The organism is uncultured Microbacterium sp. (genome assembly GCF_963521645.1).
Classification (GTDB): domain Bacteria; phylum Actinomycetota; class Actinomycetes; order Actinomycetales; family Microbacteriaceae; genus Microbacterium.
Map to the genome: position 1 here is coordinate 81,732 of NZ_CAUQVQ010000003.1, position 16,974 is coordinate 98,705.

The 16,974-nt window shown below is 67.2% G+C and carries 16 protein-coding genes; 14 read left to right on the forward strand and 2 right to left on the reverse strand.

The genetic code is table 11. The features are described 5' to 3' along the window. The first annotated feature begins 10 nt into the window (after nt 1-10). Both coaE and RWO82_RS01920 read left to right on the forward strand, forming a co-directional pair. Complete coding sequence (coaE, locus tag RWO82_RS01915; protein ID WP_314422547.1) at nt 11-610, forward strand: dephospho-CoA kinase; 600 nt, start codon at nt 11-13, stop codon at nt 608-610. Continuing rightward, entirely contained in the window at nt 586-1,836 is a 1,251-nt protein-coding gene (locus RWO82_RS01920) for an MFS transporter (RefSeq protein WP_314422549.1), read from the forward strand. The genes coaE and RWO82_RS01920 overlap by 25 nt, the downstream gene beginning before the upstream one ends. A gap of 18 nt (nt 1,837-1,854) precedes the next feature. Here the strand turns inward: RWO82_RS01920 and RWO82_RS01925 are convergent, their stop codons facing one another. Further along, nucleotides 1,855-2,457 carry a DUF4126 domain-containing protein gene (locus RWO82_RS01925; protein ID WP_314422552.1) on the reverse strand — a complete coding sequence of 201 codons (603 nt, stop codon included), beginning with the start codon at nt 2,455-2,457 and terminating at the stop codon, nt 1,855-1,857. Between the two features lie 65 nt (nt 2,458-2,522). On the opposite strand from RWO82_RS01925, the gene uvrB reads away from it, so the two are divergent. Then, nucleotides 2,523-4,595 (forward strand): excinuclease ABC subunit UvrB, encoded by a 2,073-nt coding sequence (gene uvrB / locus RWO82_RS01930; protein ID WP_314422555.1) that lies wholly within the window; start codon nt 2,523-2,525, stop codon nt 4,593-4,595. A gap of 76 nt (nt 4,596-4,671) precedes the next feature. Here uvrB and RWO82_RS01935 read toward each other — a convergent pair whose 3' ends face one another. Then, entirely contained in the window at nt 4,672-4,914 is a 243-nt protein-coding gene (locus RWO82_RS01935) for a hypothetical protein (protein ID WP_314422558.1), read from the reverse strand. A gap of 45 nt (nt 4,915-4,959) precedes the next feature. On the opposite strand from RWO82_RS01935, the gene RWO82_RS01940 reads away from it, so the two are divergent. The 11 genes from RWO82_RS01940 to RWO82_RS01990 all read left to right on the forward strand — a co-directional run bounded on the left by RWO82_RS01940 (nt 4,960) and on the right by RWO82_RS01990 (nt 16,859). Further along, a complete protein-coding gene (locus RWO82_RS01940) occupies nt 4,960-5,403 on the forward strand; it encodes a MarR family transcriptional regulator (protein ID WP_314422560.1) in 444 nt (147 codons plus the stop codon). Between the two features lie 86 nt (nt 5,404-5,489). Then, a complete protein-coding gene (uvrA, locus tag RWO82_RS01945; RefSeq protein ID WP_314422562.1) occupies nt 5,490-8,378 on the forward strand; it encodes an excinuclease ABC subunit UvrA in 2,889 nt (962 codons plus the stop codon). After that, nucleotides 8,378-10,279, forward strand: coding sequence for an excinuclease ABC subunit UvrC (gene uvrC / locus RWO82_RS01950; protein WP_314422563.1), 1,902 nt, complete (start codon nt 8,378-8,380; stop codon nt 10,277-10,279). Before uvrA ends, uvrC begins: the two co-directional genes overlap by 1 nt. A gap of 30 nt (nt 10,280-10,309) precedes the next feature. Beyond that, on the forward strand, nt 10,310-11,182 hold the full coding sequence (gene rapZ, locus RWO82_RS01955) for an RNase adapter RapZ (protein WP_314422565.1): 873 nt from the start codon (nt 10,310-10,312) through the stop codon (nt 11,180-11,182). A gap of 68 nt (nt 11,183-11,250) precedes the next feature. After that, nucleotides 11,251-12,228 carry a DNA-binding protein WhiA gene (gene whiA / locus RWO82_RS01960; protein WP_314422567.1) on the forward strand — a complete coding sequence of 326 codons (978 nt, stop codon included), beginning with the start codon at nt 11,251-11,253 and terminating at the stop codon, nt 12,226-12,228. 186 nt (nt 12,229-12,414) lie between these two features. After that, a complete protein-coding gene (locus tag RWO82_RS01965) occupies nt 12,415-13,041 on the forward strand; it encodes a superoxide dismutase (RefSeq protein WP_314422570.1) in 627 nt (208 codons plus the stop codon). A 115-nt stretch (nt 13,042-13,156) separates the two neighbouring features. After that, nucleotides 13,157-14,167 carry a type I glyceraldehyde-3-phosphate dehydrogenase gene (gap, locus tag RWO82_RS01970; RefSeq protein WP_201470075.1) on the forward strand — a complete coding sequence of 337 codons (1,011 nt, stop codon included), beginning with the start codon at nt 13,157-13,159 and terminating at the stop codon, nt 14,165-14,167. A 10-nt stretch (nt 14,168-14,177) separates the two neighbouring features. After that, nucleotides 14,178-15,392 carry a phosphoglycerate kinase gene (locus tag RWO82_RS01975; protein WP_314422572.1) on the forward strand — a complete coding sequence of 405 codons (1,215 nt, stop codon included), beginning with the start codon at nt 14,178-14,180 and terminating at the stop codon, nt 15,390-15,392. Next, nucleotides 15,383-16,174 (forward strand): triose-phosphate isomerase, encoded by a 792-nt coding sequence (gene tpiA, locus RWO82_RS01980; protein ID WP_314422574.1) that lies wholly within the window; start codon nt 15,383-15,385, stop codon nt 16,172-16,174. Before RWO82_RS01975 ends, tpiA begins: the two co-directional genes overlap by 10 nt. An 83-nt stretch (nt 16,175-16,257) precedes the next feature. Beyond that, the gene (secG, locus tag RWO82_RS01985) at nt 16,258-16,506 is read left to right on the forward strand and encodes a preprotein translocase subunit SecG (protein ID WP_053096652.1); all 249 of its coding nucleotides are present in this window, start codon (nt 16,258-16,260) and stop codon (nt 16,504-16,506) included. Next, nucleotides 16,506-16,859 (forward strand): RNA polymerase-binding protein RbpA, encoded by a 354-nt coding sequence (locus RWO82_RS01990; protein WP_314422577.1) that lies wholly within the window; start codon nt 16,506-16,508, stop codon nt 16,857-16,859. The genes secG and RWO82_RS01990 overlap by 1 nt, the downstream gene beginning before the upstream one ends. The last annotated feature ends 115 nt before the right edge of the window (nt 16,860-16,974 follow it).

The following is a 16,974-nucleotide window of genomic DNA, read 5'->3' on the forward strand; positions in this document are numbered from 1 at the left end:
GACTGGCCGAATGGTTCTCATCGCGCTCACCGGCGGCATCGCGTCGGGGAAGTCGACCATTGCACGACGGCTCGCGGAACGCGGCGCGATCATCGTTGATGCCGATCAGATCGTCCGCGACGTGCAGGCTCCGGGATCTCCCGTGCTGTCGGCGATCGCCGAGACCTTCGGCCAGGAGATGATCGCGGAGGACGGGTCGCTCGACCGGGCGGCGCTCGGAGCCGTCGTGTTCGCGGACAAGGAGCGTCTCGGGCAGTTGAACGCGATCGTCCATCCGGCCGTGCGCGTCGAGTCGCAGCGTCGTTTCGACGAAGCCGTGCGTGCTGATCCGCGATCCGTCGTCGTCTATGACGTGCCGCTGCTGGTCGAGGCCCGGGTCGACGACCCCTGGGACTCGATCGTCGTCGCGCATGCTCCCGCCGATGTCCGTCGCCGCCGCCTCATCGATCTACGGGGAATGAGCGAGGCGGAAGCGGCGGGACGAATCGACGCGCAGGTGTCCGACGACAGGCGGCTGGCGATCGCGGACGTGGTCATCGACACGTCCGGTTCGCTCGCGCAGACCATCGAGCAGACCGATGAGCTGTGGGAGCGGATCTCGGCGAAGTGACCTTCGAGGGGCATGCGCCCGGTTCGCAGGCGTACCGACGGCTGATCCTCGGACTGTTCTTCGCGGGGATCGCCACGTTCGCCCAGCTGTACTCCGCGCAGGCAGTCCTGCCCGATCTGTCGGCCGATCTCGGCATCCCGCCGGCGACAGCGGCACTCAGCGTGTCGGCGGCGACACTGGGCCTGGCGGCGGCGGTCATCCCGTGGTCGATGGTCGCCGATCGCATCGGGCGGGTGCAGGCCATGGCGATCGGCGTGGTTGCCGCCACGGCATCCGGGTTCCTGGCGCCGCTCAGCACCGGGATGGAGATGCTGCTCGCTCTGCGTCTCGTCGAGGGCATGGCCCTCGGAGCGCTCCCCGCGGTCGCGCTCGCCTACCTGAATGAAGAGGTGCGTGCACGACACGCAGCGGCCGCGGCGGGCAGCTACATCGCAGGCACGACGGTCGGTGGTCTGCTCGGGCGCATTGTGTCCGGGGTCGTGGGTGAACACGTCGGATGGCGCGCGGGCATGTGGGCCGTCGCCGGCGTGTGCGCCTTGGCGGCGGTGCTCTTCCTCTGGCTCACTCCCCGAGCCCGCGGGTTCACCCCCGGACGGTACCGAGAAGGCAGCACGACGAGCGTGCTCACCCGGTTGCTCACGCCGTTGCGATCGCCGCGGCAACTCGCCCTCTATGCTCAGGGCTTCCTGCTGATGGGCGCCTTCGTCGCGGTCTACAACTACCTCGGCTTCCATCTCGCGGACCCGCCGTTCTCCCTCCCGGTCTGGCTCGTGACATTGCTCTTCCTCGCCTATCTCGCCGGCACCGTGTCGTCGCCCTGGGCGGGGTCGCTGGCCTCGCGGTTCGGGCGTTACCCGGTGCTGCGGGGATCGATCGCGGTGATGGCGGCGGGTGCGGTGGCGATGCTCGTGCCCGTCACCGGCGTCGTGCTCGGCGGCCTGCTGCTCTTCACGGCGGGATTCTTCGGCGCGCACGCGGTCGCTTCGGGGTGGGCGCCCGCCTCCGCCGATCCGGAGCACAGGGCGCAGGCATCCTCGCTCTACTATTTCGGGTACTACGCGGGATCGAGTCTGTTCGGCTGGTCACTCGGACTCGTATACGGGGGAGCGGACTGGACGTGGTTCATCATCGCGGTGGTCGTGATGTGCGCGATCTCGGCGACGCTCGCCATCGCGCTGCGCGGCGGGGCCGGTGATACGGCGGAGGGCCGAGCCGTGCCGAGGTAGCGGATCGCTCCCTTGGGGTCAGCCTCGGCCGGTGGTGCGCTCGACACGTCGGCGAGTGCGCCGACGCCACAGTGCCACGAGCGCGACGACGAGTCCGAGAAGGAGGGCCGCGGCCAGGATCGGGACGATGATCGCGGCCGCCGCGAGGGCGAAGGAGGTGCCGTCTTCCGCTGCGCTGAGAACGGGCGCCGCGAGCCCGCCGGTCGCCGCATTCGCTGCGACACGGGCGGTCGCCTTGACGATGTGCACCACGAGCGCGACGCCGATGCCGGCGGCGACCGGAACCCAGGCGTTCTCGGTGAAGAAGGAGGCAGGATCGTCGACGGTCACGGTCTGCGCGCCCGATCCCGCACCGAAGGCGATGCCGCCGGCCGCAGGGCGCAGAATGCTCTGGACCATGTCGTTGACGGAGTCGAGAGCGGGGATCTTGTCGGCGATGATCTCCAGCAGCAGAAGCGCGCCGGAGACCCACAGCGCGAGATCACTCGACAGCCACTCCCATGCGGCAGGCAGGTGGACGGCGGGCAGCAGACGATCCGCGAGACCGAGCACGAACAGCGGCATCCAGGCGTTGAGACCCGCCGACGCCGCGAGGCTGGTGCCGATGATGAACTCGATCACGGGCCCACTCTAGGCCCGGGGTCCGACACGACCCCGATGTCGGTGGCCGCGCCTACGCTGGAGGTATGCAACCCACCCGCAGTGTCCGTCCGTTCGAGGTCATCAGCGAGTACGCGCCGGCCGGCGACCAGCCGAAGGCCATCGCCGAGCTCGCGTCGCGCATCAACGCCGGTGAGACCGATGTCGTCCTGCTCGGGGCGACGGGTACCGGAAAGTCCGCGACGACCGCCTGGCTGGTCGAGCAGGTGCAGCGGCCTACTCTCGTGCTCGCGCACAACAAGACCCTGGCCGCGCAGCTCGCGAACGAGTTCCGCGAGTTGATGCCCAACAACGCGGTCGAGTACTTCGTGTCGTATTACGACTACTACCAGCCCGAGGCGTACGTCCCGCAGACCGATACCTTCATCGAGAAGGACTCGTCCATCAACGCCGAGGTCGAACGTCTCCGTCACTCGACCACCAACTCGCTTCTCAGCCGCCGCGACGTGATCGTGGTCTCCACGGTCTCCTGCATCTACGGCCTCGGTGCCCCGGAGGAGTACCTCCGTGCCATGGTCGCGCTGCAGGTGGGGGAGCGGTACGACCGGGACGCTCTCATCAGGCAGTTCATCGCGATGCAGTACAACCGCAACGACGTCGACTTCTCGCGCGGCAACTTCCGGGTGCGTGGCGACACCATCGAGATCATCCCGGTGTACGAGGAGCACGCGATCCGCATCGAGCTGTTCGGCGATGAGATCGAGGCCCTCTACTCTCTGCACCCGCTCACCGGAGAGGTCATCGAGAAGCTCGATTCGGTGCCGATCTTCCCCGCCTCGCACTACGTGGCGGGGACCGACGTGATCCAGCGTTCGATCGGCACGATCGAGCACGAGCTCGAAGAGCGACTCAAGGAGTTCGAGCGACAGGGCAAGCTGCTCGAGGCCCAGCGTCTGCGCATGCGCACCACGTTCGATCTCGAGATGCTGCAGCAGCTGGGTTTCTGCTCGGGGATCGAGAACTATTCGCGGCACATGGACGGCCGTCAGCCCGGCGAGCCTCCGCACACACTGCTCGACTTCTTCCCCGATGACTTCCTGCTCGTGATCGACGAGTCGCACGTCACCGTTCCGCAGATCGGCGCGATGTACGAAGGCGACGCGTCGCGCAAGCGCACACTCGTCGACCACGGGTTCCGCCTGCCGAGCGCGATGGACAACAGGCCGCTGCGCTGGGACGAGTTCAAGAATCGCATCGGGCAGACGGTGTATCTCTCGGCGACCCCCGGCAAGTACGAGATGGGCATCGCCGATGGGGTGGTCGAGCAGATCATCCGTCCGACGGGACTCGTCGATCCTCACATCATCGTGAAGCCCTCGAAGGGGCAGATCGACGACCTCCTGGAAGAGATCAGGGTGCGCGTCGGGCGAGACGAGCGCGTCCTCGTCACCACGCTCACGAAGAAGATGTCCGAGGAGCTCACCGACTTCCTGGGAGAGCACGGCGTGCGGGTGCGGTACCTGCACTCCGACGTCGACACTCTTCGACGCGTCGAGCTGCTCAGCGAGCTGCGGGCCGGCGTCTACGACGTGCTCGTCGGCATCAACCTCCTGCGTGAGGGCCTCGACCTTCCCGAGGTGTCGCTGGTCGCGATCCTCGACGCCGACAAAGAAGGCTTCCTGCGCTCGGGGACGTCGCTCATCCAGACCATCGGGCGAGCCGCGCGAAACGTGTCGGGCGAGGTGCATATGTACGCCGACAAGATCACCGACTCGATGGCCAAGGCGATCGAGGAGACCGACCGACGCCGCGAGAAGCAGATCGCCTACAACCTCGAGAACGGTATCGATCCGCAGCCGCTGCGCAAACGCATCGCCGACATCACCGAAGTGCTCGCTCGCGAGGGAGCCGACACGGCCGAGATGCTCTCGGGACGCGGTCGCGCGACGGGAAAGGGGAAGTCGCCCACGCCGAACCTCCGCAGAACCGGGATCGCCGCAGAGGGAGCCCAGCAACTCGAAGCGGTGATCCAGGATCTTTCCGACCAGATGCTCGCTGCGGCAGCGGAACTCAAGTTCGAACTCGCGGGTCGACTGCGCGACGAGGTCCAGGACATGAAGAAGGAGTTGCGTGCGATGGAGAAGGCGGGGCACGCCTGACGCCCCGCCGGCGACGGTGGCGCGCAGCGGTCGAGTCTGCGTGAAGACGCAGGCCGCCGTGCGCGGGCTCCGGAGTTCAGGGGCAGTGCACGAGCGTCTTCGGGCCTGAACGGTCGATCTCGTGCTCACTCATCGGTGCGCCGCACAGCGGGCATGCGCGTTCGGCCCGCTCGGCGGCGCTCGGAGGAGGAGTCTTCTCGTAAGGGCCCACCGAGGCGGGACCCGCGAGACGAATCAGGTTGCCGTTGACCCATGAGTAGAGGCCACCGGCCTCACGGATGCGGGTGCGAAGAGGGGGACGGTCACCGGATTGCGACATGTTCATTAGTGTACTAACCATTAGGGTCGTTGTATAGTCGATGCCGTGGCGCACACGGACGATCTCCTCAGGCTGGACAACCAGCTCTGCTTCGCCCTGGTCACGGCCGCGCGGAACGTCGTGGCGATCTATCGCCCGATCCTCGAACCGCTCGGCCTGACCCATCCGCAGTATCTGGTGATGCTGGCTCTGTGGGAGCGTTCTCCCCGTCCTCTGAACGACCTCGCCGCAGACCTCGCGCTCGACCCGGCGACGGCGTCGCCGCTGGTGAAGCGCCTCGAGGCCGAGGGGCTCGTCGCCCGGCAGCGCAGCTCGCACGATGAGCGTCGACTCGACATCACGCTGACCGACGCCGGTGCGGCGCTGCGCGAGCGCGCCCTCGACGTGCCACGGCAGGTCATGGCGGCCGTGGGGATGGACCTCCCGCAGATCGCTGCTCTGCGCGACGGGCTGTCCGCCTTCGCCGGTCGTCGCCCGCTTCAGCCCTGACCGCGTCGAACGCGTCGTCGGAGCGCCGCGCGCTTCCTGTGAGCGCTCACGGAGCCAATGTCCGTGGCCCCTCGTAGACTTGATCGGTGCCTATCGTCCCGGTTGCAACCCCAGGAAAACTCAGTGTTCGCGGTGCCCGCGTGCACAATCTCAAGAACGTCGACATCGACATCCCGCGCGACTCGCTCGTCGTGTTCACCGGCCTGTCCGGTTCCGGAAAGTCCAGTCTCGCGTTCGACACGATCTTCGCCGAGGGGCAGCGTCGCTACGTCGAGTCGCTGAGCGCATATGCGCGACAGTTCCTGGGCCAGGTCGATCGACCCGACGTCGACTTCATCGAAGGGCTCAGCCCCGCGGTGTCGATCGATCAGAAGTCGACGAACCGCAACCCGCGCTCGACCGTCGGCACGATCACCGAGATCTACGACTACATGCGTCTGCTGTGGGCCCGGATCGGGATCCCTCACTGCCCCGAGTGCGGCGAACGCATTCAGCGACAGACCGTGCAGCAGATCGCCGACCAGCTCATGAGTCTCCCCGAGCGCACGCGGTATCAGATCGTCGCGCCCATCGTCTCCCAGAAGAAGGGCGAGTTCGTCGACCTCTTCCGCGAGCTCGGAGCGAAGGGCTACTCGCGAGCCATCGTCGACGGCGATCTGATCCAGCTCGCCGAGCCGCCGACGCTGAAGAAGAGCTACAAGCACGACATCGCGGTGGTAGTCGACCGACTCGTCGCGGCCGACGACATCCTCGGTCGCGTCACGGACTCCGTCGAGACGGCTCTCGGACTCGCGGGGGGAGTCGTTCAGGTCAACTTCGTCGACGAAGAGGGCGATGACGCCTGGCAGTCCTTCTCCGAGAAGCTCGCCTGTCCCAACGGCCACGCACTCACTCTCACCGAGATCGAGCCCCGCACGTTCTCGTTCAACGCGCCGTTCGGCGCGTGCCCGGCCTGCTCGGGACTCGGAACCCGCATGTCGGTCGACGTCGACCTCATGCTCGGCGACGAGGAGCTCTCGATCCGCGAGGGCGCGATCATCCCGTGGACGACTCAGGGCAAGGGGCTGTTCCAGTACTACGAGCGCCTGCTCGAGGGACTCGCGGCAGATCTGAAGTTCTCGCTCGACACGCCCTGGCAGGACCTCAGGGTCGACGTGCAGGACGCGATTCTCCGCGGCGACAACTACAAGGTCACGGTGAAGTTCAAGAACCGCTACGGCCGTGAGATGCGGTACGCCTCGGGCTTCGAGGGCGTCGTTCCGTACATCGAGCGTCAGTACGCGCAGGCGGAGTCCGACACGCAGCGCGCCCGCTGGGGCGAGTACCTGCGCGAAGTGCCGTGCCCCGTGTGCGACGGGAACAGACTGAAGCCGGAAGTGCTCGCGGTGCAGGTGCACGGACACTCGATCGCCGAGGTGTCCCACCTCAGCCTCGCCGATGCGCGAGCCTTCATGGAGACGCTGACGCTCACCGACCGAGAGGCCAAGATCGCCGCGCAGGTGCTCCGGGAGATCCGGCTCCGGCTCGACTTCCTGCTCCAGGTGGGCCTCTCGTATCTCAACCTCAGCCGCTCCGCCGGCTCGCTGTCGGGCGGAGAGGCGCAGCGGATCCGACTCGCGACGCAGATCGGGTCGGGTCTCACGGGAGTGCTCTACGTGCTCGACGAGCCCTCGATCGGTCTGCACCAGCGCGACAACAGGCGACTGATCGACACCCTGCTCAAGCTGCGCGACCTGGGCAACACGCTCATCGTCGTGGAGCACGACGAAGAGACCATCGAGGCGGCCGACTGGGTCGTCGACATCGGACCGGGCGCAGGAGTGAACGGCGGCGCGGTCGTGCACTCGGGACCCTATTCGGCCCTGTTGAACGAGCCCGACTCCATGACGGGCGAGTACCTCTCGGGTGCTCGCGAGATCCCGACGCCGTCGAAGCGCCGCAAGCTCGACAAGAAGCGCAAGATCAGTGTCGTCGGAGCGCGTGAGAACAACCTCAAGAACGTGAGCGTCGACTTCCCCCTCGGCGTCCTGACCGCGGTCACGGGCGTCAGCGGGTCGGGGAAGTCCTCGCTCGTGAACGACATCCTCTACCAGGTGCTGGCCTCGCGGCTCAACGGAGCGCGCACGGTGCCCGGCAAGCACACGCGCGTCTCGGGTCTCGACAATCTCGACAAGGTCGTGCACGTCGACCAGGCGCCGATCGGCCGCACCCCGCGGTCCAACCCGGCGACCTACACGGGTGTGTTCGACAGGATCCGCTCGCTGTTCAGCGAGACCCCCGAGGCGAAGGTCCGGGGGTACCAGCCCGGCCGCTTCAGCTTCAACGTCAAGGGCGGGCGCTGCGACGCCTGTTCGGGTGACGGCACCATCAAGATCGAGATGAACTTCCTCCCCGATGTCTACGTCGACTGCGAGGTGTGCCACGGAAAGCGGTACAACCGGGACACCCTCGCGGTGCACTACAAGGGCAAGAACATCGCCGAGGTGCTCGAGATGCCCATCGCCGAGGCTGCGGAGTTCTTCGAGCCGATCCAGGCCATCCACCGCTACATGAAGACCCTGGTCGACGTCGGCCTCGGATACGTGCGCCTGGGACAGTCCGCCACGACGCTCTCCGGCGGTGAAGCTCAGCGTGTCAAGCTTGCGACCGAGTTGCAGCGGCGGAGCAACGGCCGAAGCATCTATGTTCTCGACGAGCCGACCACGGGTCTGCATTTCGAAGACGTGCGCAAGCTCCTCGAGGTCCTGAACGGACTCGTCGACAAGGGCAACACGGTCATCGTGATCGAGCACAATCTCGATGTGATCAAGTCGGCGGACTGGGTCATCGACCTCGGTCCCGAGGGCGGCTCGGGTGGTGGTGAGATCCTCGCCACAGGCACTCCCGAGCAGATCGCCCGGGTCGAGGAGAGCCACACCGGGCAGTTCCTCGCCGAGATCCTGGATGAGGGGCGCTCTGCGCGGAAGGCCAGCTGATGGCCGACGCACTCTCGTACAAACCGAGGGCGGGTGAGATCCCCACCAACCCCGGCGTGTACAGATTCCGCGACGCCGACGGGCGGGTGCTCTACGTGGGCAAGGCCAAGAACCTCCGCCAACGGCTGTCGAACTACTTCGCCCCTCTGCGCACCCTGCACGAGCGCACCCGTCGCATGGTCACGACCGCGTCGTCGGTGGAGTGGACCGTGGTGCCCACCGACGTCGACTCCCTGCAGCTCGAGTACATGTGGATCAAGGAGTTCGATCCGCCGTTCAACGTCCGCTACAAGGATGACAAGTCGTACCCGTTCATGGCCGTCACTCTCGCCGACGAGGCACCGCGAGTGATCGTGACCAGGAATCGCAAGATCCCCGGCGCGAGGTACTTCGGTCCGTACCCCAAGGTGTGGGCGGTGCACGAGACGATCGACCTCATGATCAAGGCGTTCCCGATCCGGACCTGCAGCGATGCCAGCTACAAGCGGGCGATGGCGACAGGCCGGCCGTGCTTCCCGGGTCAGATCGGCAAATGCGGCGGCCCCTGCTCGATGACGGTGACGATCGAGGAGCACAGGGCGATGGTCGACGACTTCGTCGCCTTCATGGCCGGCGGAGACGAGCGCTTCACCCGGGAACTGACCAGGCGGATGCTCGCCGCCTCGGCCGCGATGGACTACGAGGCCGCGGCGAAGTATCGCGACAAGCTCGGCGCGATCGAGGCCGTGCTCGGGAAGAGTGCACTGGTGCTGGCGCCCGACGAAGACGCCGATCTGTTCGGCATCGCCGAAGACGAACTCGCAGCAGCCGTGCAGCACTTCGTGATCCGCGGCGGGCGTGTGCGCGGAGTCCGTGCGTTGACGATCGAGAAGGAGATCGACATCTCGACGGCCGACCTCGTCGACCAGGTGCTCCAGCGCGCCTACGGCGATGCGCAGGACGTGCCGAGACGCATCCTCGTGCCCTCGCTGCCCGACGACGCCGCCGAACTCGAGCTCTGGCTCAGGGAGCGGCGCGGGAAGAAGGTCGAGATCGCCGTCGCTCAGCGCGGCCAGCGTGCAGACCTCATGCGCACCGCGACGCTGAATGCGCAGCAGGCCCTGATCCGTCACAAGACCCGTCGCACGAGCGACTACGTCGCGCGGACCCAGGCGCTGACCGATCTGCAGGAGGCCCTCGGGATGAGCGAGGCGCCGTTGCGGATCGAATGCTTCGACATCTCGCACCTCGGCGGCACCAACGTCGTGGCGTCGATGGTCGTGTTCGAAGACGGACTGCCCCGCAAAGACCAGTACCGCTCGTTCAACATCGCGGAGACGACCGACGATACCGACTCGATGTATCAGGTGCTGCGTCGGCGCCTGGCGTATCTCGACCGTCCGGAGGAGACGACCCCCGAGGAGCAGGTCGCAGAAGAGGCCCTCGCCGAGGGAGTCGTCGGCGAGGTCAAGCGCAAGCCACGTTTCGCCTATCCTCCCCAGCTGCTGCTCGTCGACGGCGGCAAGCCGCAGGTCGAAGCCGCCGCTCGCGCGCTGCGCGATGCGGGTCACACCGAGATCGCGGTGTGCGGCATCGCCAAGCGTCTCGAGGAGATCTGGCTCCCGGGCGAGGACTTCCCGGTGATCCTTCCCCGCACGAGCGAATCGCTGTACCTCCTGCAGCGTCTGCGCGACGAAGCTCACCGCTTCGCGATCACCCACCAGCGCAAGCGTCGTCGGAACGACATCTCGTCGGTGCTCTCGGAGGTCCCGGGGCTCGGGGCGTCGCGCATCAAGGTGCTGCTCAAGCACTTCGGATCCGTGACCGCTCTCCGGGCGGCGGCGCCCGAGGAGATCGAAGAGGTGCAGGGGATCGGACCCGTGCTCGCCCAGAACATCCATACCCATCTCTCCACTCGCTAGGCTGGTCCCTGCGGGGGAGAAGGAGTAACCATGGCTGACGGGGAGAAGGGCGAGTTCCTCATCGTCACCGGCATGTCGGGCGCGGGGCGCACGACGGTCGCGAACGCACTCGAGGACCTCGGCTGGTATGTCGTCGACAACCTGCCGCCGCAGATCCTCCGTCCGCTCCTCGACCTCACCGATATGGGCGGCAACGCGCTCCCCAAGGTGGCGGCGGTGGTCGACGTGCGGGGTCGCAACCTGTTCGACGACTTCCCCGGTGTGGCGCGCGCCCTGAGGTCGCGCGGATCGGTGCGAGTGCTGTTCCTCGACGCCTCCGACGATGTGCTCGTGCGACGGTTCGAATCGGTGCGCAGGCCCCACCCACTGCAGGGAGACGGCACGCTTCTCGACGGCATCCGCATCGAGCGCCAGAAGCTCGCCCCGATCCGGGAGTCCGCCGACCTCGTCATCGACACCTCGGCGCTCAACATCCACCAACTGGCGACCCAGGTCTCCGAGCTGTTCTCCGAGGCGGGGGCCGCACGGCATCGGGTGACCCTGATGAGCTTCGGGTTCAAGTACGGGCTGCCGACCGACGTCGATCTCGTCGCCGACATGCGCTTCCTTCCCAACCCGTTCTGGAACGAGCAGCTCCGCGGACTCACCGGGAAGGACGAGCCGGTCAGAGAGTACGTGCTGTCCCGCGAGGGCGCGGCCGAGTTCCTCGACGCCTACACGGCGGCGCTCACGCCTGTGCTGGAGGGATACCAGCGCGAGAACAAGAGCCACTCGACGATCGCGATCGGGTGCACGGGCGGCAAGCACCGCTCCGTCGCGATGGCCGAGGAACTGGCGCGGCGCGTGGCAGCGGTGCCCGGAGTGGCCGTCAACGTGCGTCACCGGGACCTCGGTCGGGAGTAAGACCCGCGCCGTTCCGAGTAAGCTGGAGGTTTGCGTCGCGATCCGGCGCGTGAGCGTGAAGGAGTGTCGTGGCACTAACCACCGACGTCAAGGCTGAGCTTGTCAGCATCCGCAATGCACCCCCGACGGTGCGCGTCGCCGAGGTCACATCGATCCTCCGATTCGCCGGTGGTCTGCACTCGATCGCCGGACGGGTCGCCGTCGAGGCCGAGGTGGATGCCGAGGTGCTCGCGCAACGCGTCGCGCGCGATCTGGCGGAGATCTACGGAGTCCGTCCCGAGATCGCCCAGGTGCAGTCGAGCAGCGCGAACGACGGTGCCCGGTGGGCCGTCCGGGTGATCGCGGCGGGGGAGACCCTCGCCCGTCAGACGGGGCTGCTCGACCAGCGTCGCCGGCCGGTCCGAGGTCTTCCCAACCGCCTCACGACGGGTTCGCGTGCCGAGATCGCGGGACTGTGGCGCGGCGCGTTCCTCGCGGCGGGCACTCTGAGCGAGCCGGGGCGCTCGGCGATGCTCGAGGTGTCATGCCCGACATCGGAGGCGGCGATGGCCCTCGTCGGTGCAGCACACCGACTGGGGGTGGCAGCCAAGGCCCGCGAGGTGCGTGGCATGCCGCGAGTCGTCGTGCGCGAGGGAGAGGCGATCCGCACGGTCCTGAGTGAGATGGGGGCGCAGAAGACCGCCGTCGCGTGGGAGGAGATGCGCCAGCGTCGCGAGGTGCGCGCCGGCGTCAACCGTCTCGTGAACTTCGACGATGCGAACCTCCGCCGTTCGGCGCAGGCCGCGGTCGCCGCGTGCGCGCGCGTCGAGCGCGCCCTCGAGATCCTCGCCGACGATGTGCCCGATCACCTCAAGGTCGCGGGTGAACTGCGTCTCGCGCACCGCGACGCGAGCCTCGACGAGCTGGGGCATCACGCGGATCCCCCCATGACGAAGGATGCTGTCGCCGGACGCATCCGCCGACTTCTGGCGATGGCGGACAAGCGCGCTCAGCAGGAGGGGATCCCCGGAACCGAGGCTGCGGTCCCCGCGGGCCTCGACGTCTGATCACTCCTGATGACCGAGCGAGGCGACCCCTGTCAAGGGGTCGCCTCGCTTCGTCATATCGGGGAAGGATCGAAGTCGGCGACGTGTTGTCGTCACTAGGATGAGAAAAGTCCGCTCTACGCCGCACCTCGGCGGCGCAGAGGATCGGCAAGCGCCGCGGCGCGGCGCGGATTGGATGAAAGCGACATGGCGACCTATACGCTCCCCGACCTTCCCTACGACTTCGCAGCCCTCGAGCCGCACATCAGCGGCAAGATCATGGAGCTGCACCATGACAAGCACCACGCGACCTACGTCGCCGGAGCCAACACCGCACTCGAGCAGCTCGCCGAGGCTCGCGAGAGCGGCAACCTCGCGAACGTGAACAAGCTCGAGAAGGACCTCGCGTTCAACCTCGGCGGCCACGTCAACCACTCCATCTTCTGGACGAACCTCTCGCCCACCGGTGGCGGACAGCCCGAGGGCGAGCTCAAGGCGGCGATCGACGAGTTCTTCGGCTCGTTCGAGAAGTTCCAGGCGCACTTCACCGCGAACGCCCTCGGCATCCAGGGCTCCGGCTGGTCGGTGCTCAGCTGGGACTCGATCGGCCAGCGCCTGATCATCCAGCAGCTGTTCGACCAGCAGTCGAACACGGCACAGGGCACCGTGCCGCTGTTCCAGCTCGACATGTGGGAGCACGCCTTCTACCTCGACTACCTCAACGTGAAGGCCGACTACGTCAAGGCCGCCTGGAACATCGCCAACTGGGAGAACGTCGCCCAGCGCTTCGAGGTCGCCCGCGAGAAGACGAACGGCCTGCTGGTACTGTCGTAATCGGGTCGCGTCCCGACGGGCCCAGTCTCGTCGGGACGCCATCTCAGCCAAAAACCCCCGCGCATCGCGTACGCACGATTGCTGCGCACAGCGCACGAGAAACAGGGAGACCTGAGTGTCTGTCAAGATCGGTATCAACGGCTTCGGCCGTATCGGACGCAACTACTTCCGCGCGGCTCTCGCGCAGGGAGCGGACATCGAGATCGTCGCGGTCAACGACCTCACCGACAACAAGACCCTTGCCCACCTTCTGAAGTACGACTCCGTGGGTGGCGTCCTCGACGCTGACATCAGCTACGACGACGAGAGCATCACGGTCAACGGCAAGGCGATCAAGGCGTTCGCGGAGCGCGACCCCGCCGGCCTCCCGTGGGGTGAGCTGGGAGTGGACATCGTCATCGAGTCGACCGGCTTCTTCACCAAGGCCGAGCTCGCGAAGAAGCACATCGAGGCCGGCGCCAAGAAGGTGCTGATCTCGGCTCCGGGCACCGGCGTCGACGGCACGTTCGTCATGGGCGTGAACGAGGACACCTACAACCCGGAGACCGATCACATCATCTCCAACGCCTCGTGCACCACCAACTGCCTCGCACCGCTGGCACAGGTCTTCAACGACGCGTTCGGCATCGACCGCGGCTTCATGATGACCGCGCACGCCTACACCGCAGACCAGAACCTGCAGGACGGCCCGCACAGCGACCTGCGTCGTGCTCGCGCGGCGGCGATCAACATCACCCCGGCGTCGACCGGTGCCGCGAAGGCCATCGGCGAGGTCCTGCCGGAGCTGCAGGGCAAGCTCAGCGGCTCGTCGTACCGCGTGCCGGTTCCCACCGGCTCGATCGTCGACCTCACGCTCATCACCGACCGCGAGAACCTCACGGTCGACGAGGTGAACGAGGCCTACAAGAAGGCCGCCGCCGACGGACGCCTCGCAGGCTTCCTGCAGTACAACGAGGACCAGATCGTCTCGAGCGACATCGTGCACAACCCGCACTCGTCGATCTTCGACGCGACGCTGACCAACGTCAGCGGCAACCTGGTCAAGGTCTCGAGCTGGTACGACAACGAGTGGGGCTACTCGAACCGTCTCGTCGACCTGACCGAGTACGTGGCAGAGCGTCTCTGAGACTCCGCCCATGACTCTGCGCACCCTGGACTCACTGGGTTCGCTCGAGGGCAAGCGCGTCATCGTCCGTTGTGATCTCAACGTCCCCCTGCGGGACGGGGTCATAACGGACGATGGCCGTGTGCGCGCCTCGCTGCCTACCCTCAACGCACTGATCAACGCGGGAGCCCGCGTCGTCGTGTGCTCGCACCTCGGACGCCCCGATGGGGCGCCCGACCCGCAGTACAGCCTCGCCCCGGTCGCCCAGCGACTGTCGGAGCTGCTCGGCACGCCGGTCGCGTTCGCGCGCGACACCGTCGGCGAGTCGGCGCAGGAGGCTGTCGCCTCGCTCGAGGACGGCGGCGTCGTCGTCATCGAGAACCTGCGATTCAACCCGGGGGAGACCTCGAAGGACGACGCGGAGCGCGGCGCCTTCGCGGCTCAGCTCGCAGAGCTCGGAGACGTCCTCGTCTCCGACGGATTCGGCGTCGTGCACCGCAAGCAGGCGAGCGTCTACGACCTCGCCCAGCTGCTGCCGTCGGCTGCCGGCCTGCTCATCGCCACAGAGCTCGACGTGCTCGATCGCCTCACCGAGAATCCCGAGCGTCCGTACGCGGTCGTCCTCGGCGGCTCGAAGGTCAGCGACAAGCTCGGCGTGATCTCGCACCTGCTGCCGCGCGTGGATCGCATCCTCGTCGGCGGCGGGATGCTCTTCACCTTCCTGAAGGCTCAGGGGCACGCGGTGGCATCGAGCCTGCTCGAAGAGGACCAGCTGGAGACGGTGCGCGGCTACATCGCCGAGGCCGAGAAGCGCGGCGTCGAGCTCGTGCTCCCGACCGATGTGATCGTCGCCTCCTCGTTCTCGGCCGATGCCGACCACGAGACGACGGCCGCCGACGCGATCGAAAGCACCGCTTTCGGTTCGTCGGGAATCGGTCTGGACATCGGCCCCGAGACGGCGGCGCGGTTCGCCGAGGTCATCCGCTCCTCTGCGACCGTGTTCTGGAACGGCCCGATGGGCGTGTTCGAGTTCCCCGCGTTCGCCGGCGGCACCAAGGCCGTCGCGCAGGCGCTCACTGAGGTCGACGGCCTCAGCGTCGTCGGCGGCGGCGACTCGGCCGCGGCCGTGCGTCAACTCGGATTCGACGATGACCAGTTCGGTCACATCTCGACCGGCGGCGGCGCCAGCCTCGAATTCCTCGAGGGCAAGAAACTACCCGGACTGGAGGTGCTCGGATGGGCATGAACACCCGCACCCCGCTGATCGCGGGAAACTGGAAGATGAACCTCGACCACCTGCAGGCGGTCGCGTTCGTGCAGAAGCTGCACTGGACTCTCAAGGATGCCAAGCACGAGGACGGCTCGGTCGAGGTCGCGGTGTTCCCGCCCTTCACCGACATCCGCAGCGTACAGACGCTGATCGACGCGGACAAGATCCCGTTCGCGCTGGGCGCGCAGGACCTCTCGGCTCACGACTCCGGTGCCTACACGGGCGAGGTGTCGGGGGCGTTCCTGGCGAAGCTCGACGCGAAGTACGTCATCATCGGTCACTCCGAGCGCCGCGAATACCACGCGGAATCCGACGAGGTCGTGGCGGCCAAGACGAAGGCCGCGCTGAAGCACGGCCTGACCCCGGTGATCTGCGTGGGCGAGACGGCCGAGGATCTCGAGAAGTTCGGCGCGAGCGCCGTTCCCGTCGGTCAGCTCGAGGTGGCACTCCAGGGCCTCTCGAAGGATGCGGACATCGTCGTGGCGTACGAGCCGGTCTGGGCCATCGGCTCGGGACAGGCCGCGACCCCTCAGCAGGCGCAGGACGTCTGCGCCGTGCTGCGCACGGTGGTCGCGAAGGTCCTCGGTGACGATGCTGCGGCGCGCACTCGGATCCTGTACGGCGGATCGGTCAAGGCGGCGAACATCGCCAGCTTCATGCGTGAACCCGATGTCGACGGCGCACTCGTCGGAGGCGCGAGCCTCGTGGTCGATGAGTTCGCTGCCATCATCCGCTTCGAGAAGCACGTCGGCGTATGAGTGTGCGGCGGGGCTCCGGCCCCGCCGCACCGTATACTTGACCGTTACCGGGGCAATCCTGCCCCAGCGAAAGGCTCTTCCTCGTGGAAATTCTCGAGTTCGTCCTGCAGGTGGTGCTGGGTATCACCAGCGTCCTGCTGACTCTCCTCATCCTCCTCCACAAGGGTCGCGGCGGCGGCCTGTCCGACATGTTCGGTGGAGGCATGACGTCGGCTGTCGGCTCGTCGGGCCTCGCTGAGCGCAACCTCAATCGCTTCACGGTGATCCTCGCACTCGCGTGGTTCGTGTCGATCGTCGCGCTCGGTCTCATCACGAAGTTCGAGGTGATCTGATGGCTACCGGCGGCAACGCGATCCGAGGGACCCGAGTGGGTTCCGGCCCCATGGGCGAGCAGGACCACGGCTACCACGCAGAACGCATCGCGGTCTCCTACTGGGATGGACTCGGCAACGAGACCGTGCGCTACTTCGCGGCGGGGCTGCCCGAAGAGGAGATCCCCGAGACGATCGACCACCCGCAGTCGGGGCTCCCGGCCGGTCGCGACAAGGAGAATCCTCCTGCACTCGCGAAGACCGAGCCGTACAAGACCCACCTGGCATATGTGAAAGAGCGCCGTACCGATGAGGAAGCCGTCCAGCTCCTCGAAGACGCTCTGACCCAGCTGCGCGAGCGTCGAGGTCAGTGACCTCGATGTGACAGAGAAGTGGGGGGGGGGGGGCCCCCACCGCGCGCCCCGCCGGGGGGGGCGCCCGGGGCGGCGGGGGCGCGCGCCGGCGCGGGCTGGGAGGCGCCGGGGGGGG